The sequence below is a fragment of the Pelomonas margarita genome, assembly GCF_043555875.1.
GTDB classification, from domain to species: Bacteria; Pseudomonadota; Gammaproteobacteria; order Burkholderiales; family Burkholderiaceae_C; genus Pelomonas; species Pelomonas margarita.
Window position 1 is genome coordinate 35991 of the sequence record NZ_JBIGHW010000009.1, and the last position, 17503, is coordinate 53493.

Annotated in this window: 13 protein-coding genes; 2 read left to right on the plus strand and 11 right to left on the minus strand. The window is 71.3% G+C overall.

Features of this window, described 5'->3' with window-relative positions; translation table 11 throughout:
* Positions 1 to 4 precede the first annotated feature (4 nt).
* The 5 genes from ACG0Z3_RS16200 to ACG0Z3_RS23440 all read right to left on the minus strand — a co-directional run bounded on the left by ACG0Z3_RS16200 (position 5) and on the right by ACG0Z3_RS23440 (position 8333).
* On the minus strand, positions 5 to 1339 hold the full coding sequence (locus tag ACG0Z3_RS16200) for a dicarboxylate/amino acid:cation symporter (RefSeq protein ID WP_394399253.1): 1335 nt from the start codon (positions 1337 to 1339) through the stop codon (positions 5 to 7).
* Between the two features lie 164 nt (positions 1340 to 1503).
* Complete coding sequence (locus ACG0Z3_RS16205) at positions 1504 to 2580, minus strand: lactonase family protein (protein WP_394399255.1); 1077 nt, start codon at positions 2578 to 2580, stop codon at positions 1504 to 1506.
* Between the two features lie 49 nt (positions 2581 to 2629).
* Complete coding sequence (locus ACG0Z3_RS16210) at positions 2630 to 3730, minus strand: S-(hydroxymethyl)glutathione dehydrogenase/class III alcohol dehydrogenase (protein ID WP_394399548.1); 1101 nt, start codon at positions 3728 to 3730, stop codon at positions 2630 to 2632.
* Between the two features lie 86 nt (positions 3731 to 3816).
* Entirely contained in the window at positions 3817 to 5925 is a 2109-nt protein-coding gene (locus tag ACG0Z3_RS16215) for an FUSC family protein (RefSeq protein WP_394399257.1), read from the minus strand.
* Entirely contained in the window at positions 5922 to 8333 is a 2412-nt protein-coding gene (locus ACG0Z3_RS23440) for a tetratricopeptide repeat protein (RefSeq protein WP_474101457.1), read from the minus strand. The genes ACG0Z3_RS16215 and ACG0Z3_RS23440 overlap by 4 nt, the downstream gene beginning before the upstream one ends.
* A 121-nt stretch (positions 8334 to 8454) precedes the next feature.
* Between ACG0Z3_RS23440 and ACG0Z3_RS16230 the strand changes: the two genes are divergently transcribed.
* Positions 8455 to 9240 carry a CPBP family intramembrane glutamic endopeptidase gene (locus tag ACG0Z3_RS16230; RefSeq protein WP_394399259.1) on the plus strand — a complete coding sequence of 262 codons (786 nt, stop codon included), beginning with the start codon at positions 8455 to 8457 and terminating at the stop codon, positions 9238 to 9240.
* 43 nt (positions 9241 to 9283) lie between these two features.
* Here ACG0Z3_RS16230 and ACG0Z3_RS16235 read toward each other — a convergent pair whose 3' ends face one another.
* Both ACG0Z3_RS16235 and ACG0Z3_RS16240 read right to left on the minus strand, forming a co-directional pair.
* Positions 9284 to 10246, minus strand: a complete 963-nt coding sequence (locus ACG0Z3_RS16235; RefSeq protein WP_394399261.1) for a Bug family tripartite tricarboxylate transporter substrate binding protein — start codon at positions 10244 to 10246, stop codon at positions 9284 to 9286.
* Entirely contained in the window at positions 10243 to 10803 is a 561-nt protein-coding gene (locus ACG0Z3_RS16240; RefSeq protein WP_394399263.1) for a MarR family winged helix-turn-helix transcriptional regulator, read from the minus strand. Before ACG0Z3_RS16240 ends, ACG0Z3_RS16235 begins: the two co-directional genes overlap by 4 nt.
* A gap of 27 nt (positions 10804 to 10830) precedes the next feature.
* Between ACG0Z3_RS16240 and ACG0Z3_RS16245 the strand changes: the two genes are divergently transcribed.
* Entirely contained in the window at positions 10831 to 12045 is a 1215-nt protein-coding gene (locus tag ACG0Z3_RS16245; protein WP_394399265.1) for a flavin-dependent oxidoreductase, read from the plus strand.
* Here the strand turns inward: ACG0Z3_RS16245 and ACG0Z3_RS16250 are convergent, their stop codons facing one another.
* The 4 genes from ACG0Z3_RS16250 to ACG0Z3_RS16265 form a co-directional block, all read right to left on the minus strand.
* Complete coding sequence (locus tag ACG0Z3_RS16250) at positions 12046 to 13740, minus strand: DUF885 domain-containing protein (protein ID WP_394399267.1); 1695 nt, start codon at positions 13738 to 13740, stop codon at positions 12046 to 12048.
* Positions 13737 to 14681 carry a glutathione synthase gene (gshB, locus tag ACG0Z3_RS16255; protein ID WP_394399269.1) on the minus strand — a complete coding sequence of 315 codons (945 nt, stop codon included), beginning with the start codon at positions 14679 to 14681 and terminating at the stop codon, positions 13737 to 13739. Before gshB ends, ACG0Z3_RS16250 begins: the two co-directional genes overlap by 4 nt.
* A 66-nt stretch (positions 14682 to 14747) precedes the next feature.
* On the minus strand, positions 14748 to 15932 hold the full coding sequence (locus ACG0Z3_RS16260) for a benzoate/H(+) symporter BenE family transporter (protein WP_394399271.1): 1185 nt from the start codon (positions 15930 to 15932) through the stop codon (positions 14748 to 14750).
* Between the two features lie 10 nt (positions 15933 to 15942).
* Positions 15943 to 17280 carry an APC family permease gene (locus ACG0Z3_RS16265; protein ID WP_394399273.1) on the minus strand — a complete coding sequence of 446 codons (1338 nt, stop codon included), beginning with the start codon at positions 17278 to 17280 and terminating at the stop codon, positions 15943 to 15945.
* Positions 17281 to 17503 lie beyond the last annotated feature (223 nt).

The following is a 17503-nucleotide window of genomic DNA, read 5'->3' on the forward strand; positions in this document are numbered from 1 at the left end:
TCCCTCAAGTGGCCATGCGTTGGTCCACTGTATCGAGAACGGCCTCGGGCTCGTCGGCCTGGGCCGGGGTTTCTTCGTTGAGCACGGCCTGCAGGCGCTCGGTGTCGAGGTCGCCGGTCCATTTGCCCACCACCACGGTGGCAACGCCGTTGCCAACGAGGTTGGTCAACGCGCGCGCCTCGGACATGAAGCGGTCGATGCCCAGGATCAGGGCCAGGCCGGCCACCGGCACCTCGCCCACGGCCGACAGCGTGGCCGCCAGCACGATGAAGCCACTGCCCGTCACGCCGGCCGCGCCCTTGCTCGTCAGCAGCAGCACGGCCAGCAACGTGAGCTGCTGCGTCAGCGTCATGGGCGTGTCGGTGGCCTGCGCGATGAAGACGGCGGCCATGGTGAGGTAGATGGAGGTGCCGTCCAGGTTGAACGAGTAGCCGGTGGGGATGACCAGGCCCACCGTGGACTTGCGCACACCCAGGTTCTCCAGCTTGGCCATCATGCGCGGCAGCACCGACTCGCTGGACGAGGTGCCCAGCACGATGAACAGCTCTTCCTTGATGTACTTGATGAACTTCCAGACCGAGAAGCCATGCACGCGGGTGATGAAGCCCAGCACGACAAACACGAACAGGAAGCAGGTGGCATAGAACGCGCCCATCAGCTTGGCCAGCGACAGCAGCGAGCCCACGCCGTACTTGCCGATGGTGAAGGCCATCGCACCGAACGCGCCGATGGGGGCCAGCTTCATGATCATGCCGACGATGGCGAACAGCACATGCGAGGTCTTCTCGATGCCGTCGAAGATCAGCGTGCCGCGGCCGCCGAAGCGGTGCAGCGCAAAGCCGAACATCAGCGAGAACAGCAGCACCTGCAGCATCTCGCCCTTGGCGAAGGCGTCCACCACCGTGGTGGGGATGATGGCCAGCAAGAAGTCCACCGTGCCCTGCATCTTACCCGGCGCGGTGTAGGCGGCAATGCTCTTGGTGTCCAGCGTGGCCGGATCCACGTGCATGCCGGCGCCCGGCTGCAGCACGTTCACCACAACCAGACCCACCACCAGCGCAATGGTGGACACGATCTCGAAGTACAGCAGCGCGTAGCCGCCGGTCTTGCCCACGCGCTTCATGTCCTCCATGCCGGCGATGCCCACCACCACCGTGCAGAAGATGATGGGCGCGATGATCATCTTGATCAGCTTGATGAAGCCGTCACCCAGTGGCTTGAGCGCCTCGCCGGTGTGCGGGAAGAAATGGCCCACCAGCACGCCGACGACGATGGCGGTGATGACCTGGACGTACAGCGACTTGTACAGCGGCTGCTTGGATGTGGGGGTGTGATGCATGAACGGCTCCGTCCAGTCCTGCGGTTGGAACTGGCTGTAACCGTCAGCTTAGGGGCCGGGGCAGGCGGTGGCGATTGTGTGTTCCCACATCCGAACCGCTCCGCTGCCGTGCAAGGCAGCGGGCCGCGAAGCGGCGGTTCTCGCACGGCAAAGCGTCGCGTCGCTCAGCGGCGCAGGACGCGCACGTGCTTGGGCCTGTCGATGCGCAGCTCGCTGCCGGTGCGCGTCAGCGTGCCGCGGTCCGGGTCGATGCGCAGCACGGCGACGCTGCCACCGCCCTGGTTGGCCACCACCAGCCAGCGCCCGCCCGGCACGAGGTCGAAGCTGCGCGGCGTGGGGCCGCCGCTGGGTGTGCTGTCGACGAAGCGCAGCGTGCCGTCCTGCGGGTCGATCGCGAACACCGACAGGCTGTCGTGACCGCGGTTGGACACGTAGAGGAAGCGGCCGCTCTCGTGCACGAGAATCTCGGCCGCCGTATTGCCCTTGGCCGCGGCGCCCGGCGGCAGGCTGGACAGCGCCTGCACCGGCTGCAACGCGCCGCTCACGGCGTCCACGCGGTAGGCCGCAACGCGCGAGCTGAGCTCCAGCGCCACATAGACGTGGCGGCCATCGGGCGCGAAGGCCAGGTGGCGCGGCCCGCCGCCAGGCTCGGTGGCCGCATGCCCGGCAGCCGACGGCGCCAGGCGGGCCGTGCCGGCGTCCAGCCGATAGATCAGCACCTGGTCCAACCCCAGGTCGGGCACATAGGCCAGCGCCTGCGTCGGGCCGGGGTAGATGCCGTGCGGGTGCGGCCGCGTCTGGCGCTGCGGGTGGACGCTGGCGCCCTCGTGCTGCAGCGTGGAAGCCGCCGGCCCCAGACTGCCGTCGTCGCGCACCGGGTAGGACACGACATTGCCACCGTTGTAGTTGGCCAGCAGCAGCACACGCCCGCTCGGGTCCAGCGCCAGGTGGCAGGGGCCGCTGCCCTGCGACGGCTGTGTGTTGATCAGCGCCAGGCGGCCGTCCGTCTGCGCCGCGAACGCGGCGACCTCCTCCCGCCACGCGCCGTCCGCCGCGCGGCTGGCAGTCACCGAGTAGACGAGCGGCCGGGCCGGATGCAGGGCCAGGAAGCCAGGGTTGCCGACAGCCGCCGCCAGCCAGGGCGGCGACAGCGTGCCGCTCGCCTCGTCCAGCGTGGCAACGTAGATGCCCTGGCTGTCGCCGCCGGTGTCGGTGCCGACGTAGACCCGCGTATCAGCCATCACGGCCAGCGGCAACCAGGCGGCAAGCAGCGCCAGCGCCCGCACTGCGTCAGAACTCGACGACCGAGCGGATGCTCTCGCCGCGGCGCATCAGCTCGAAGCCCTCGTTGATGTCTTCCAGCTTCAGCTTGTGCGTGATCAGCTCGTCGATGTTGAGCTTGCCGTCCATGTACCAGTCGACGATCTTGGGCACGTCGGTGCGGCCACGGGCGCCGCCAAAGGCCGAGCCTTCCCAGTGTCGACCCGTGACCAGCTGGAACGGCCGCGTGCTGATCTCCGCGCCCGCCGGCGCGACGCCGATGATGATGCTGCGGCCCCAGCCCTTGTGCGTGCACTCCAGCGCCTGGCGCATCAGCTGCACATTGCCGACGCACTCGAAGGAATAGTCCGCGCCGCCATCGGTCAGCTGAACAATGTGATCGACGAGGTTGGGTACCTCCTTGGGGTTCACGAAGTCCGTCATGCCGAAGCGGCGCGCCATCGCCTCGCGGCCGGGGTTGATGTCCACGCCGATGATCTTGTTGGCGCCCACCATCTTGGCGCCCTGGATGACGTTCAGGCCGATGCCGCCCAGGCCGAACACGACGACATTGGCGCCCGCCTCCACCTTGGCAGTGAACAGCACGGCGCCCACGCCGGTGGTCACGCCACAGCCGATGTAGCAGACCTTGTCGAAGGGCGCGTCGGGGCGGATCTTGGCCAGCGCGATGCCGGGCACGACGATGTGGTTGGAGAACGTGCTGGTGCCCATGTAGTGAAAGATGGGCTCGCCGTTCAGGCTGAAGCGCGACGTGCCGTTGGGCATCAGGCCCTTGCCCTGCGTGGCGCGGATGGACTGGCACAGGTTGGTCTTGCGGCTCAGGCAGAACTTGCACTCGCGGCATTCCGGCGTGTAGAGCGGGATGACGTGGTCGCCCGGCTTCAGCCAGGGCACCTTGCTCTCCAGCACCACGCCCGCGCCCTCATGGCCCAGCACGGCGGGGAACAAGCCTTCCGGGTCGGCACCGGACAGCGTGAAGTCGTCAGTGTGGCAGATGCCGGTGGCCTTGACTTCGACGAGGACTTCACCGTCCTGCGGGCCTTGCAGGTCCAGCGTCTCGATGGTCAGCGGGGCGCCGGCCTTCCAGGCAACGGCAGCACGGGTTTGAATGGGCATGGGGTGACTCCTTGGCGCGCCAGGCGCATTGATTCCTGCCACATTACACCGCGTGACGGGCGCTGCCTGCAGCGGCAGGGTTACGGCAGCCGCTCCAGCGCCGCCACGAACTCGCGCGCCTCGTGGCGGCACAGCCGCAGCCGCCGCAGCAGCCACGGGGTCAGGTCGTGCTGGCCCAGGTGCTCGGGCCAGGCGCCGGCATCGCCGTCGGGCGTGTCGGCCGGAGCGGTGCCCGTCATGGGCGCGCCACCCAGCACGTCGGTGCAGGCGGCGCGGGCCAGCGGCAGCGCGGCCTGGGCGCGGGCCTCGTCCAACCGGTCGCTGCGGCGCTGCGTCAGCTGCTGCACGGCGCCCAGCAGCGCCATCAGCCGGTAGCCGTGGCTGAGCGCGGCCTCGATGTCGACCTCCGGCAGGCGCACACTCTCGGGCTCCACACGGGTGCGCTGCGCGGCCGCAGCCAGACCGGCCAGCGCCGTATAGGCCTGCTGGCGCGACACGCGCTGCGCCAGCTGCGCCTCGGCGCTGGGCCGCCACTGCAGCATGTTGCCGGCGTGCCGCGCCAGCGCGCCGCGCAGCTGCGCACCCAGCCGCGGCACGGCGCTGCGCTCCCAGCTGGGCAGCACGAAGCTGAACAGCCAGGCCAGGCCGGCGCCGATGAACGTGTCGGCGATGCGCTCGACGATGGCAGGGTCGCTGCTCGGGTCCAGCATCAGCGGCTGCAGCAGCGCCATCAGTGTGGCGGCCGTGGCGGCCACGCGGTAGCGGCGGTTCACGTAGGCATGTGCCGTGCCCACGGCGGCCACGAAGCACAGGCTCAGCAGCGGCACCCAGCTCACATGCGACAGCAGCATCACGAACAGACAGCCCAGCACCGTGCCGGCGATCCGGTCATTGCGCCGCGACAGCGTCTGCTCCAGGTTGCCGCGCAGCACCACGGCCACGCTGATGAGCAGCCAGAACGGGTGCGCCGCCCAGGGTAGCGCAGCGCCCAGCGCGTAGGCGAGCGTAAGCGCCATCGCCGAACGCAGCGCATGTCGCATGACACTGGACTGCAGCGTCAGGTGGGGTCGCAGCGCGGCCAGCGGCCAGCCCTCGGGCGACAGGAAGGGCGCCAGCCGCTCGGGCGTCCAGGGGCTGGGCGGATCGTCCGTGCGGGCCTGGCGGGCCACCATGGCGCAGACGTCGTCGATCATGTGCCCCAGCCGTGACTGCAGCGCCGACACCAGGTGGCCGCGCGAGTCGCCAGCCGGCGCGCTGACGTCGGCCAGCCGCGCCGCCAGCTGCGCGCGCCAGGCCTCGGCCGACACTTCGGGCAGAGGCGCGCCCGAGGCCAGCGTGTCGGCCAATGCGGCCAACGCATCGGCCAGGTGACGCAGTGTGTCGGCCAGTGCCGCGCGCCACTGGCGGCCGGGGAAGTCCTGGCCCAGCAGCTCGGTGTCCAGCCGGCTGGCCAGCAGCAGGTCGCGCACCTCGATCAGGCCCAGCACCAGGTCGGTCTGCTTGCGGCTGCGCGGCGAGCGCCGGGCGGCGAACACCTGGTCGCGCGCAGCCTGCAGCGCATCGGCCAGCGCCACGTCGTCGGCGATGGAGGCGCGGATGCGCGCCTCCTCGGCCCCCACCGCCAGCGCGATGCGCTGGGCCCGCGAGCGCATGCGCCGCTCGGTGGCGCGCAGCGCCTGAACCAGCGCCAGCTCGCGCAGCCGGTGGCGCAGCAGCACAGCCGCGCCGCGGGCCCAGCCGGCGTACAGAAAGCCGCCCACCGCTACCCACAGCGCATGCTCGACCGGCGAGGCCGCGCCGGCAGTGCGGTCCCAGGCCATCGCGAACACCAGCGCCAGCACCGGCGAGAACGACAGCGGCCCGGCGCGCAGCCCCCAGGCCAGCGTCATCAGAGACAGGAAGGCAACCACCGCCACCAGGGCCAGCGTCAGCGGCAGCGAGCCGTGCGCCAACCCCACGCCCAGCGTGACCAGCCCGGCCGCGAACGCGGCCGGCAGCACGCGCGGCAGCACCCGCTGCGGCGGATTGGGCACATCGGTCAGGCTAGCGCAGACGGCGCCGCCCACGGCGGCGAGGCCGGCGGTGTCGCCGAACACGGCGTCCACGCCCAGGTGCACCACCGCCACACCCAGCGCGACGCCCAGGCCGTTGAGGTGCGCCGCCTCCAGGCGCTGGAAGAAGGCCTTCACTTGACCAGCAGCGCCAGCACGCGGCGCTCGCTGGCCGGCAGCTCGTGCACTGAGAACCAGGCAGACTTTTCGGCGCGGTAGACGTAGCGCGGCGCGCTGCCATCAGCCATGCGCTGGCGCACCGGCGCGATGGCCTGCTGGGCGCTGTCCTGCAGGCCCTGGGCCTGCAGCGCGCCGGCCTGCACGATGCGGGCGAGATCGCTCCAGCCGCCCAGCGCCAGCGCCTGCTCGGCAATGCGCTGCGCGCCGGGTGCGTCACTCTCCTGCAGCGCCAGCCAGCCCTGCAGCGCCAGCGTGTCGGGGTCGCGCGGGTCCAGCAGCAGGGCCTCGCGCAGCTGCACGCGGGCAGCGTCCAAGCGGCCGGCGCGCAGCAGGTCCAGCGCGTAGTCACGGCGCAGCGGCACCAGGCCCGTGCGCAGCCGCAGCACAGCCTCGTACTGCGCAAAGGCGGCGTCCCAGCGGCCGTCCAGCGCCAGCGTGGCGGCGCGCCCCCACAGCGCCTCGGGCTGGTCGGCCTGGTAGGCCAGCACGGCCTCGTAGGCGGCCAGCGCCGGCTCCACCTGACCCAGGCGGCGGTGGTGGTCGGCAAGCGCGAGGTTCACGCGAAAGCCGTCCTCGCCCTGCAGCCCGGCTGCGGCACGGGCCAGCGCCGGCACCACGTCGGCCGCCAGCGAAGCGCCGCCATGCCAAAGCGCGTCGGCCGCAGTGACATGCAGCGCGCCGCTGCGCGGGTGGCGGGCCAGCGCGCGGCCGGCCAGTGCACGGGCCGCGTCGCCCTCGCCGGCCAGCGCCAACGCGTAGAGCCGGGCGCCGAGCGCGTCCTCATCGGCCGGGGCCAGCGCCAGCGCGCGCTCGATCAGCGGCGTGGCCTCTGCCAGGCGTCCGTCCTCCAGCTTCTGCTGGCCGGCCTTGACCAGCGCCACCGGCAGGCTGGCACGCGTGTCGCGCAGCGCGAACAGCCGGCGCACGAGCGCGCGCAGGGCCGGGTCGGTCGCGACGAGGCGCTCGCGCACGATCTCGCGGCCGTCGAAGGCGTCACGGCGCGGCGACATCTCGGCGTTGGCGCCCTCGGCAAAGTACTCCCACACCGAGCCGCCCGCATAGCGCGACAGGAAGGCCTGGCGCGTCTTCGCGTCGCGGGCCTTTGCGCGGGCGTACAGCGCCTGGATCTCGCGCGCCTGGTCGGCCGTCAGCACGCCGTGCACCTGGTGCGTCAGCTCGTGCAGCACGGTGTTGTACTTGTCGAAGATGCTGCGCTCCACGTCCTCGATGCCGGTGACGGTGAAGTGGCCGCCCATGCCGCGCACGTCGTCCCACAGGCGCGAGTCGTAGTCGATGCGCGCGTCCTTCAGCGCCTGCGCCTGCGGCGTCTCGGACAGGCGCATCCACATCGGCTTGATGAAGTGCGTCGCCCCGCCCTCCACCAACACCGGGATGAAGGCCTTCCACGGCGCGACCGACAGCGCCACGCGCTTGCGGTGACGCGGGGACAGGTCTTGCCAGTTCAGCACATAGCGCTCGATGCCGGGGATAACCGGCATGGGCGTAGCGGCAAAGCGGCGCTCGTAGTCGGTGCGGCGCACGTCAATGGCGAAGCGCTGCGACTCCAGGGCCTTGGCCGCGATGGCATGCGCGCGGCCCAGCTGCGGGCAGCGCTGCAGCACGGCCAGGCTGAGCGCGAGCGCCTCGTCGAAACGGCCCTGCTCGAAGGCGTCGGACGCGCGCCGCACCTCGGCCAGCAGCGGCGCCAGCTCGCCGCCCAGCCGGGCGGCGAGCTGCGTGTAGTTCTCGCGCACATAGCCGTTGCCCAGCAGGTAGTGGGCGGCCTCATGGTGCGGATTGAGCGCCACGGCAGCCTCGGCAGCGGCGATGGCGTCCTCGGTGCGCCCCAGGCGGATCAGCGTGTCGGCCAGTGCGCTCAGGCCATCGGCCGTGCGCTCGGCGGCCAGGCCCTGCTCCAGTTGCGCGAGCGAGGCGTCGAACTCGCGCAGCTGGTAGTGCCGCTGGCCCAGGCCTCGCAGCGCCTCGGCCCGCTCGGCCGGGCGCGTAGCCTGGCGCAACGCGCGCTCGAAGCACTGGCGCGCGCGCTCATGGTCCTGCAGTGACAGAGCCAGCCGCCCGGCGGCCAGCAGGTCAACGGCCTCGGCCCGCGCGTCGATCAGCAGCTGACGGGTGCGACGTGCGACAGCAGCGGTGTCATCCCGCGCGAACAGCCATTGGTAGAGCACGGCGCGCTCGGCAGCGTCGGGCTGGCGCACGCGCAGCAGCGCGTCCAGCGCGGGCCGGGCCTCGGCATAGCGCTGCGCGGTCAGCAGCGTGTGCAGCCGGGCGGTGTCGGTGGCCGCAAGCGCGGCGGTGTGCAGCGAGAGACAGACAGCGAGGCCAACGGCCAGTCGGCACCAGGACATGAGATCAACTCCATCGATGAGGGGCGCATGCTAGCCCTGCCGGCAGGCTTGCCTGCCGCGATGCAGCCGGGCCATCATGCGAGCCCGCAACACCCCGACCTCCAGCGCAACAAAGGCCCCTGTGACCCAGGACGCTCCTCACCCCCTCCCGCCCTCACAACGCCTGCGGCTGGAAGGCAGGAGTGGCAACTTTCCCTTCTACGACGGCCGGCCGGCGGCACTGTCCGCCGCCCAATGGCTGCTCGTCATGGCCGGCGTGGTGGTCGGCTTTGTGGCGCTGATCGCGCCCCTGCCCTGGCCGGCCGGCGTGGTCGGCACGCTGGCACCAGCGGTGCTGTTCGTCTCGCTGCCGCTGGCCGCGCTGGCCCGCGTTGCGCCGCACCACTGGCGGACCTTGTTCGGGCGAGTCGGCACGCGCGAACTGCGCCTGATGGTGGGCTTTGCGCTGCTTAACGTGGTCATCAGCATGAGCATCGGCAGCCTGGTGCGCAGCTTCAGCGACGTAACGAACAACGCCGCCGCCGGCCAATTGCTCACCATGGACACGACCGAGCGCCTCACCTTCTTTGCGAAGACCTTGCCGCAGCTGCTGGGTGAGGAATTGATGACGCTGCTGCCATTCCTGGCGCTGATGGCGCTGCTGACACAGCGCTTCGGGCTGGAGCGCCGGCAGGCCGTGCTGCTGGCGTGGGGCGCGTCGTCGCTGCTGTTCGGGCTCATCCACCTGCCCACCTACGGCTGGAACCTCGTGCAGTGCATCGTCATCATTGGCTCGGCGCGCCTGGTGCTCACGCTGCCCTGGCTGCTGACCAAGAACGTTTGGGTGTCCACCGGCGCCCACATCATCAACGACTGGCTGCTGTTCGGCCTGGGCCTGCTGGGCGCCCGCCTGGCGGCGTCGGCCTGAGCGCGCGTCAGCAAGGGCGCAAGAGCTTTTCGGCAGCGCCCGCTCAGTCGTCCGACGAGAAGCCCGAGGCCTTGACCACCGGGCCCCAGTAGTCGCGCTCGGCGGCCAGGCGGCGTGTGTAGTCGGCCGGCGCCAGGCTCAGCGGCTCGAAGCCCAGCTTGGCCAGCGCCTCCACTACGGCCGGCTCGCGCACCGCGGCGCGGGCGATGTCGGACAGCTTGTCCACCACGGCCTGCGGCGTCCGGGCGGGTGCGAACAGGCCGTAGGTCTCCACGCCCACGATGCCCTTGAAGCCCTGCTCCTCGAAGGTGGGCACATCGGGCGCGAAGCGAGAACGGGCCTTGTCCGTCACGCCCAGCAGGCGCACGCGGCCAGCGGCGAGGTGGGGCAGGAAGTCGCCAACGGAGAAGCAGCCCGACGCGATCTGGCCGCCCATCAGGTCCTGCATGCCGGGTGCGGCGCCACGGTAGGGCGCGTGCGTGAGCTTGAGCCCGGCCGCCTGCTCGAACTGGTTGCCCAGGAAGTGCGGCATGGCACCGGCCGCGGGCGACGCGTAGGCCGCCTTGTCGGGGTTGGCCTTGGCCCAGTCGGCGAACTGGGCCAGCGTCCTGACCGCGGCCGGCACCTGCGGCCCGACGCCGAAGCCGCAGGTGGACAGCGCCAGCGGCGCAACGGCGATCACGTCGTTGGCCGGGTGGTAGGCCAGCTTGCGATAGGCGTGCGGGTAGATGGTGAACATGGACGACGGGCTGACGAGCAGCACCTGCCCGTCGGGCGCAGCGTCCTTCAGTGCCGCAATGGCGATGCGGCCGCCGGCCCCTACGCGCTGCTCCACGAGCACGCTGTCGGCCAGCTTGCCGCGCGCGAAGTCGGCCAGGCGGCGCGCCGTGGCGTCCACCGAACCGCCGGCCGGGAAGCCGACGAGGATGCGCGGCGGCTGGCCCTGCGCACGGGCGGCCAGCGGCAGCGCCGCAAGTGAGGCAAGAACGTGGCGGCGGTCCATCATGGTGTCTGTCTCCTTGGTTTGTTCTGCGGTGTCGTGCTCTGGGCGGTAGCCACCCAGGCCAGGCGGTCGAGCGCCGCCTTCAATGCAGGCCCCTGCTCGCCAAGCCCGGCCAGCAGCGCGCGGTCATGTGCGGCCACGGCGGCTTCCAGCTTGGCCAGGCGCCGCTTGCCGGCGGCGGTGAGGTGCAGGCCCCAGGCGCGGGCGTCGTCGGGCGCGTCGCGCCGCTCGGCCCAGCCTTGCGCGGTGAGCCAGTCGGTCAGGCGCAGCGCGCCGCTGCGGTGCAGGCCCATGGCCTGGCCCAGCAGGCCCTGCCGCAGGCCGGGGTTGCGGGCGATGAGCACCAGCGCCGCGAAGCGCTGCGGGCTGACGTCCCAGGCCGCCGTGGCGCGATGAAAGTCCACGTACAGCGCGTTCTGCGCGCGGCGCAGCGCATAGCCCAGCAGGCCGTCCAGCAGCCCGTAGTCCACGCCGGGCACTGGCAGCATCAGCCCCTCGGGCGCGAGCGCTGCAGCACTGTCGGTCTTGCTCATGCCGTCAGGGTAGGTTTTGTTGCGCATGGCAACTATCTCGCTTACCCTGAACCCATGAACATCCTGATCGCGGGCGGCGGCATCGGCGGGCTGACGGCGGCGCTGACGCTGCATCAGCGCGGCCATGCCGTCACGGTGCTGGAGGCCGTGCGCGAGCCGAGGCCGCTGGGCGTGGGCATCAACCTGCTGCCGCACTCGGTGGGCGTGCTGGAGGGCCTGGGCCTGTTGCCGGCGCTGCGCGGCATGGCGGTGGAGACCTCGGCGCTGGTGTTCGCCAACCGGCATGGCCAGCCCATCCACCGCGATGCGCGCGGCGTCTACGGCGGCTACAGCCACCCGCAGTTCAGCGTCCACCGGGGCGAGCTGCAGATGCTGCTGTGGCGGGAGGCCTGCGCCCGGCTGACCGTGCTGAGCGGCCAGCGCGTGGTGGGCGTACGCGACGGCCACGTGGCCCTCATCGATACCGCCGACGGTCCCCGCGAACAGGCGGCCGACCTCATCGTCGGCGCCGACGGCATTCATTCCGCGCTGCGCAGACGGCTCGCGCCGGACGAGGGCGCGCCCTGCTGGCGCGGCGTGATGATGTGGCGCGGAACGACCTGGGCGCCGCCCTTCCTGGACGGCCGCACCATGGTCCAGGCCGGCCACAGCCGGGCCAAGTTCGTCGTCTACCCCATCAGCACGCCGCGTGCGGATGGGCTGCAGCTCATCAACTGGATTGCCGACCGCCGCGTGCGCGAATCCGCGCCGGGCCTCACTGCGCCCGACCGCGCCGACTGGAGCCGTGCCGGTCGGCTGGACGATCTGTTGCCCACCTTCGGCTCCTGGCGCTTCGACTGGCTGGACGTGCCGGGCCTCATCACCCGCGCCGAGCAGATGCTGGAGTGGCCCATGGTGGACCGCGACCCGCTGCCGTGCTGGCGCCTGGGGCCCTCAACGCTGCTGGGCGACGCGGCCCACCCGATGGTGCCCATCGGCTCCAACGGCGCGACGCAGGCCATCATGGACGCGCAGGCGCTGGCCGACGCGCTGGACCGGCATGCCGGGCTGGACGCGGCGCTGGCCGCCTACGAGGACAAACGCCGGCCGCTGTGCGCTCGCATTGTCGAGATGAACCGCCAGGAAGGGCTGGACGCCATCCTGGACCGCGTGGAGGCGCTAGCGCCCGAGGGCTTCGCGCAGCTGGCCGACGTCATCGACCCGGCCGAGGTGGCGGCCGAGGTCAACGCCTACAAGGCCGCCGCCGGGCACCAGGTGAAGCGGGCCTGATCAGGCCTTGCCCATCTCTGCCGCAATCAGCCGCACCGGCGCGCTGCCGTAGCTGAGGAATTTCTCGTGGAAGGCCTTGGGCTGGAAGCCCGGCCGGGCCTTCAGCTGCTCACGCAGCGCATGGATCTCGCTGAAGCCGCTGAAATAGCTCGTCAGCTGCACCGAGGTGAGCTGCACGCGGCGCCACTTTTCCCGGGCTTCGCGCTCGGTCTGGAAGGCCTGTCGGGTCAGCAGATCCAGCGCGTCAGCCTCGCTCATGCCCAGCACGTGCACGCTGTAGTCGAGGATGGTGTTGGTGACCGAGCGCAGATGCCACTTGCCCCACATCAGCGTCATCTCGGGCGACGCGCCGTAGCCGCTCTCCAGCATCATCAGCTCGCCGTAGACGGCCCAGCCCTCCACCATGGAGCCACTGCCAAACAAGGCCTTGACCTTGCTGGGTACCTGGTTGGCATAGACCAGTTGCGTGTAATGGCCCGGGATGGCTTCGTGGATGTTGAGGATCTGCAGGATCCAGTGGTTGTATTCGCGCAGCGTGCTCTCGGCCTGCTCGGGCGTCAGGTCATCCAGCGGCGTGACGTTGTAGTAGGTGCTGTCCTGCGGCCGGTAGGGCCCGGGCGCCTCGATGCTGGCGCCGGCAATGCCGCGCTGGTAGACCGGGGTCTCGCGCACCACCAGCGGCTTGGCGGGGTCCAGTGTCAGCAGGTCATGCTGGCGTATCCAGGCCTCCAGCTGCGGGATCTGTGCACGGATCTCGTCGACGAACTTCTCACGCGCTACGTGCCGCACGCTGAGCTTGTCGATGACGCGGCCGATCAGCGCGAAACGGTCGGCCGGCAGCGGCTCGCTGCCGATGACGGAGGGCCACAGCGCCGTGGCCTGCGTGTGCATGCTGGCCAGCACGAGCTCGCGGCGGGCCAGCGCGGCCACGTAAGTTTGGCGCGCCGTGCGGGCGGACTGGATGTCGTGCCGGAACTTGGGCTCGTACAGCGCCGTGCCGAGGCGGAAGCTGCGCTTGGCCACGGGCAGCAGCGTGTTCAGGTGTGCTTGGTAGCCCGCCACGGCGCGACGCGCCTTGTCGAGGTCGGGCTGCATCAGCGCCCCCAGGCCCACCTGCTGAGCGTGGGACTCCAGGTCCTCCAACACCGCAAGCACGCCCGGCGCCTGCTGCAGCGCCAGCTCGGTGTGCTCGCGCGTGACGCCAGCCAGGCTCTTGCGCGCCTCGGCGTAGAAGGCCGGCAGTTGCCGGATGCGCGCATGCAGCGCCTTGACGCGCTGCTGCACGGGGGCCCAGTCGGTGTTCAGCGTCAGGTCGATGGGCGCGGCGGGGTTGTGCTCGGACGGGTTCCAGGCCCATTCGCGCAAGGTGTCCAGCCGCCACAGGTCACTCTCGATCTTGGCGAGCAGCATCGCGCGGTCCATGCGCTGGGCGGTGGACAGGCTGGCCTCGGGCACCGCCTGGAAGCGCTGGCGCCAGCCGGCCAGGAAGCCGCGCATCGCGGCGCGCTGCGCTGCACCAGGCAGGCGGATGCGCCCGGCGAACTCGAAGCGGCCGGCCATGACGGCTGCGTCCGCATCCTGCTGCCACAGGGCTTCGAGGAAGGCCTCGGCCTGAGCATCGAAACCGGCAGTCTTGGCCCATGCCGGCAAAGCGGCGCTGGCCACACCCAGCGCGACGAACTCACGCCGCTTCACAGCGCGGCCTCCAGCGCATCGACGAACATCTGGGCCACATCGAAGCCGGTCTGGTCGGTGATCTCCTGGAAGCAGGTCGGGCTGGTCACGTTGATCTCGGTGACGTTCTCGCCGATGACGTCCAGGCCTACCAGCAGCAAGCCGCGCGCGGCCAGGATGGGGCCCAGGTACTCGGCAATCTCGCGGTCCCGCGCAGTCAGCGGCCGGGCCACGCCCTTGCCGCCGGCCGCCAGGTTGCCACGCACCTCGCCGCCCTGCGGGATGCGCGCCAGGCAGTGCGGCACCGGCTTGCCGCCGATGATGAGGATGCGCTTGTCGCCCTCGGCAATCGCCGGGATGAAGCGCTGCACCATCACCGTCTGCTCGCCGTCCTTGTTCAGCGTCTCAATGATGGCGCCGAGGTTCAGGCCGTCGTCCTTGACGCGGAAGATGCCCATGCCGCCCATGCCGTCCAGCGGCTTGAGGATGATGTCGCGGTGCTCGGCGTGGAAGGCGCGGATCTCAGCCGCGTCGCGCGTGATCAGCGTCGGCGCGATGAACTCCGGGAACTCCATGATCGCGAGCTTCTCCGGATGCTCGCGCAACGCGGCGGCCTTGTTGAACACACGCGCGCCCTCACGCTCGGCCTGGCTGAGCAGGTGGGTGGCGTAGAAAAACTCGGGGTCGAAGGGCGGATCCTTGCGCATCAGCACCGCATCGACGTCGGCCAGCGCCACGTCGGCCGTGGCGGTCACGGTGTACCAGTCGTCAGCATCCCCGGTCAGCGCAATTTCGACGGCAGCCCGCGCCGTCACGCGGCCGCCGCGCAGCCACACCAGCTGCTGCGGCTCGCAGGCCAGCAGCGTGTGGCCGCGTTTGGCGGCCTCGCGCATCATCGCGAAGGTGGAGTCCTTGTAGGTCTTGAAGGTGGCGAGCGGGTCGGCGACGAAGAGCAGCTTCATGATCGGCAGTGCAGGGAGTACATGGCGGTTCGGCCAGTGTTGCACAGGGCCCTCAGCCCTGCCCGACTAGGGCCGCCGCCACGCGGCCACCGCCGTGGCCACGCCACCGGCCACCACGCCCCAGAAGGCCGCGCCGATACCGAAGGCGCTAACGCCCGACAGGCACACCAGGAAGGTCAGGATGGCGGCATCGCGGTGGGCCTCGTCCTTCAGTGCCGTGCCCAGCGCCCCGGCGATGGTGCCCAGCAGGGCCAGGCCCGCGATGGCGACCACCAGCTCGCGCGGGAAGGCGCCCAGCAGCAGCGCCACGGCGCCGCCAGCCAAGCCCAGCAGCACGTAGAACAGGCCGGCGGCGATGGACGCCGTGTAGCGCCGCGCCGGATCCTCATGCGCCTCGCGGCCCATGCAGATGGCCGCCGTGATGGCCGCCAGGTTGAACGCATAGCCGCCAAAGGGCGCCAGCAGCGTGGTGGCGGCGCCGGTGACGGTGATGGAAGCCGACACCGGCGTCTGGTAGCCATTGGCCCGCTGGGCCGCCACGCCGGGCAGGTTCTGCGAGGCCATCGTGACGATGAACAGCGGCAGCGCGACGCCGATGGCGGCATGCCACGTGAACGTGGGCGAGGTCCACACCGGCAGCGCCCACAGCTGCGACGTGTCCAGACCCGCGAAGCTGAGCCGCCCCTCGCCCAGCGCGTATGCGACGCCCACCAGCAGCACGCCGGGCACCGCGTAGCGCGGCCACCAGCGCCGGCCCAGCAGGTAGGCGGCGGCCATCGCGAGTACGAGGCCGGGATCGGTCTTCACGCTAGCCACGGCATCCAGCCCGAAGCGCGCCAGTACGCCGGCCAGCAGCGCGGACGCGATGGCGACGGGGATGCGGTCCATCAGCTTCTCGAACCAGCCGCTGGCGCCGGCCGCCACGATGAGCAGGCCGCAGACGATGAAGGCACCGATGGCCTCGGGCATCGCCACGCTGGACGTGGACGCCAGCAGCGCCGCGCCGGGCGTGGACCAGGCGGTGAGCACCGGCTGGCGCGTCCACAGACTCAGGGCCAGGCTGGTCAGCCCCATGCCAAGGCCCAGTGCCCACAGCCACGAGGCCGTCTGCGCCGGCGTGGCGCCGAGCGCGACGGTGGCCTGGAAGATGATGGCGACGGAACTGGTGTAGCCCACCAGCACGGCGACGAAGCCGGCCACGACGGTGGCGGGAGAGAAGTCTTTCAGCAGCGGGCGCATGCGACCCAGCATAGCGGCGGGGTCAGCGCGAGCGCCGGCCGTGCCCCCACAGCAGCAGCGCGCCCAAGACCAGCACCGCCACGCCGACGACCGCGCCAGCCTTCACGTAGACGACGCTGGACCACAGCACATAGGCGCTGGTGCCGGCGAACAGCAGCGGCAGCCACGGGTACAGCGGCACGCGCACGGGGCGCGGCTGGTCGGGTTCGCGGCGGCGCAGCACGATGACGGCCAGCGCGCTCAGCGTCATGAAGAACCAGTACACCGGCGACAGGTAGTCCACCATCGTCGAGAAGCCGCCGCGCGTGAACGTGCCGAAGGCCACCAGCGCCAGCGCCACGCCGGCCGTGGCCAGCACGGCGCCGGTGGGCGTGCCACGGGCGTGGTTCCAGCGGGCGAGCTGCCATTCGGTGGCCAGGTCGCGCGCGGCGGCGTAGGTGGTGCGCGGGCCGGCGATCAGCAGCGCGTTCATCACCGACAGCGCGGTCAGCGTGACGACACCCACCATCAGCAGCTCCGCGCTGCGGCCGAAGGCGATGCGCATCAGGTCGGCCGCCGGCGCCTCGCTGGCGGCCAGGCCGCTCACACCCAGCACGCGCAGGTAGGCCCAGTTGGCCAGCAGGTACAGGCCCATCACCAGCGCCAGGCCCAGCAGCAGCGCGCGCTGGATGCCGCGCTGCGGGTCGCGCATCTCGGCGGACAGCGTGGCCGCGTCGCTCCAGCCGCCGTAGGCCAGGAACACGAACACCAGTGCCAACCCCCAGTCCGCACCCGGCACGGCCGGCGGCGGCGTGGCGGGCGCGTGGCCGGCCAACACCTGCGCGCCGGCGCCCAGGCCCAGCAGCACCAGGCCCAGCAGCACGGCGGCGCTCAGGCCCAGTTGCGTACCCAGGCCCACGCGAACACCCAGCAGGTTCAGCGCCGTGAGGCCCACGATGAGCCCTCCGGCCATCAGTGCGCTGGCATGTGGGCCCAGCCAGGGCGTCAGGTCCACCACCTGCGCGAGGTAGTCGCCGAAGACGAAGCCCAGCAGCGCCATCGACCCCGTGTGGATGACGGCGAAGCGCGACCACGCGAACAGGAAGCCCAGCCGGTGGCCATAGGCGCGGCGCAGGAAGTGATAGTCGCCGCCGGTGTCGGGGAAGGCCGCGGCCAGCTCGGCGAAGCACAGGCCGCCCACCAACGACAGCACGCCGCCCAGCGCCCAGGCCAGCAGCAGCTGCGTCGGATCGCCCAGCGCCTGCGCGGCCATGGGCGAGGTCTTGAAGATGCCGGCGCCGATGACCATGCCCACGCACAGCGCGCCGGCATGCCGCACATCGAGGCGGCATTCGGGCTGGGCGGGAGGCATGGTGGGCATGGTGGGCATGGTGGGCATGGGGCAAAGAGTGGCGCGGGCCTGCGATGCTAGGAGACCGTCGGGCTTTGGGCCTGGAACGCGCCCGAAGCCCGATAGCCTCCTAGATCGCTACTACGTCTGGCCCGGCCGCTGCGCGGGGCGCAGACAAGGGCGAGCGCCACGCAAGGGCACCAAGGCTGGCGCCAGCGCGCCAGCGCGCCAACGGGCAGCATCCCGGCTTCGC

What these genes read in the sequence shown, in the direction of transcription:
- gshB (WP_394399269.1), bottom strand. Translation starts at nt 14,681, where the DNA reads ATGAAGCTGCTCTTCGTCGCCGACCCGCTCGCCACCTTCAAGACCTAC.
- ACG0Z3_RS16260 (WP_394399271.1), bottom strand. Translation starts at nt 15,932, where the DNA reads ATGCTGGGTCGCATGCGCCCGCTGCTGAAAGACTTCTCTCCCGCCACC.
- ACG0Z3_RS16200 (WP_394399253.1), bottom strand. Translation starts at nt 1,339, where the DNA reads ATGCATCACACCCCCACATCCAAGCAGCCGCTGTACAAGTCGCTGTAC.
- ACG0Z3_RS16265 (WP_394399273.1), bottom strand. Translation starts at nt 17,280, where the DNA reads ATGCCCACCATGCCTCCCGCCCAGCCCGAATGCCGCCTCGATGTGCGG.
- ACG0Z3_RS16205 (WP_394399255.1), bottom strand. Translation starts at nt 2,580, where the DNA reads ATGGCTGATACGCGGGTCTACGTCGGCACCGACACCGGCGGCGACAGC.
- ACG0Z3_RS16245 (WP_394399265.1), top strand. Translation starts at nt 10,831, where the DNA reads ATGAACATCCTGATCGCGGGCGGCGGCATCGGCGGGCTGACGGCGGCG.
- ACG0Z3_RS23440 (WP_474101457.1), bottom strand. Translation starts at nt 8,333, where the DNA reads ATGTCCTGGTGCCGACTGGCCGTTGGCCTCGCTGTCTGTCTCTCGCTG.
- ACG0Z3_RS16235 (WP_394399261.1), bottom strand. Translation starts at nt 10,246, where the DNA reads ATGATGGACCGCCGCCACGTTCTTGCCTCACTTGCGGCGCTGCCGCTG.
- ACG0Z3_RS16240 (WP_394399263.1), bottom strand. Translation starts at nt 10,803, where the DNA reads ATGCGCAACAAAACCTACCCTGACGGCATGAGCAAGACCGACAGTGCT.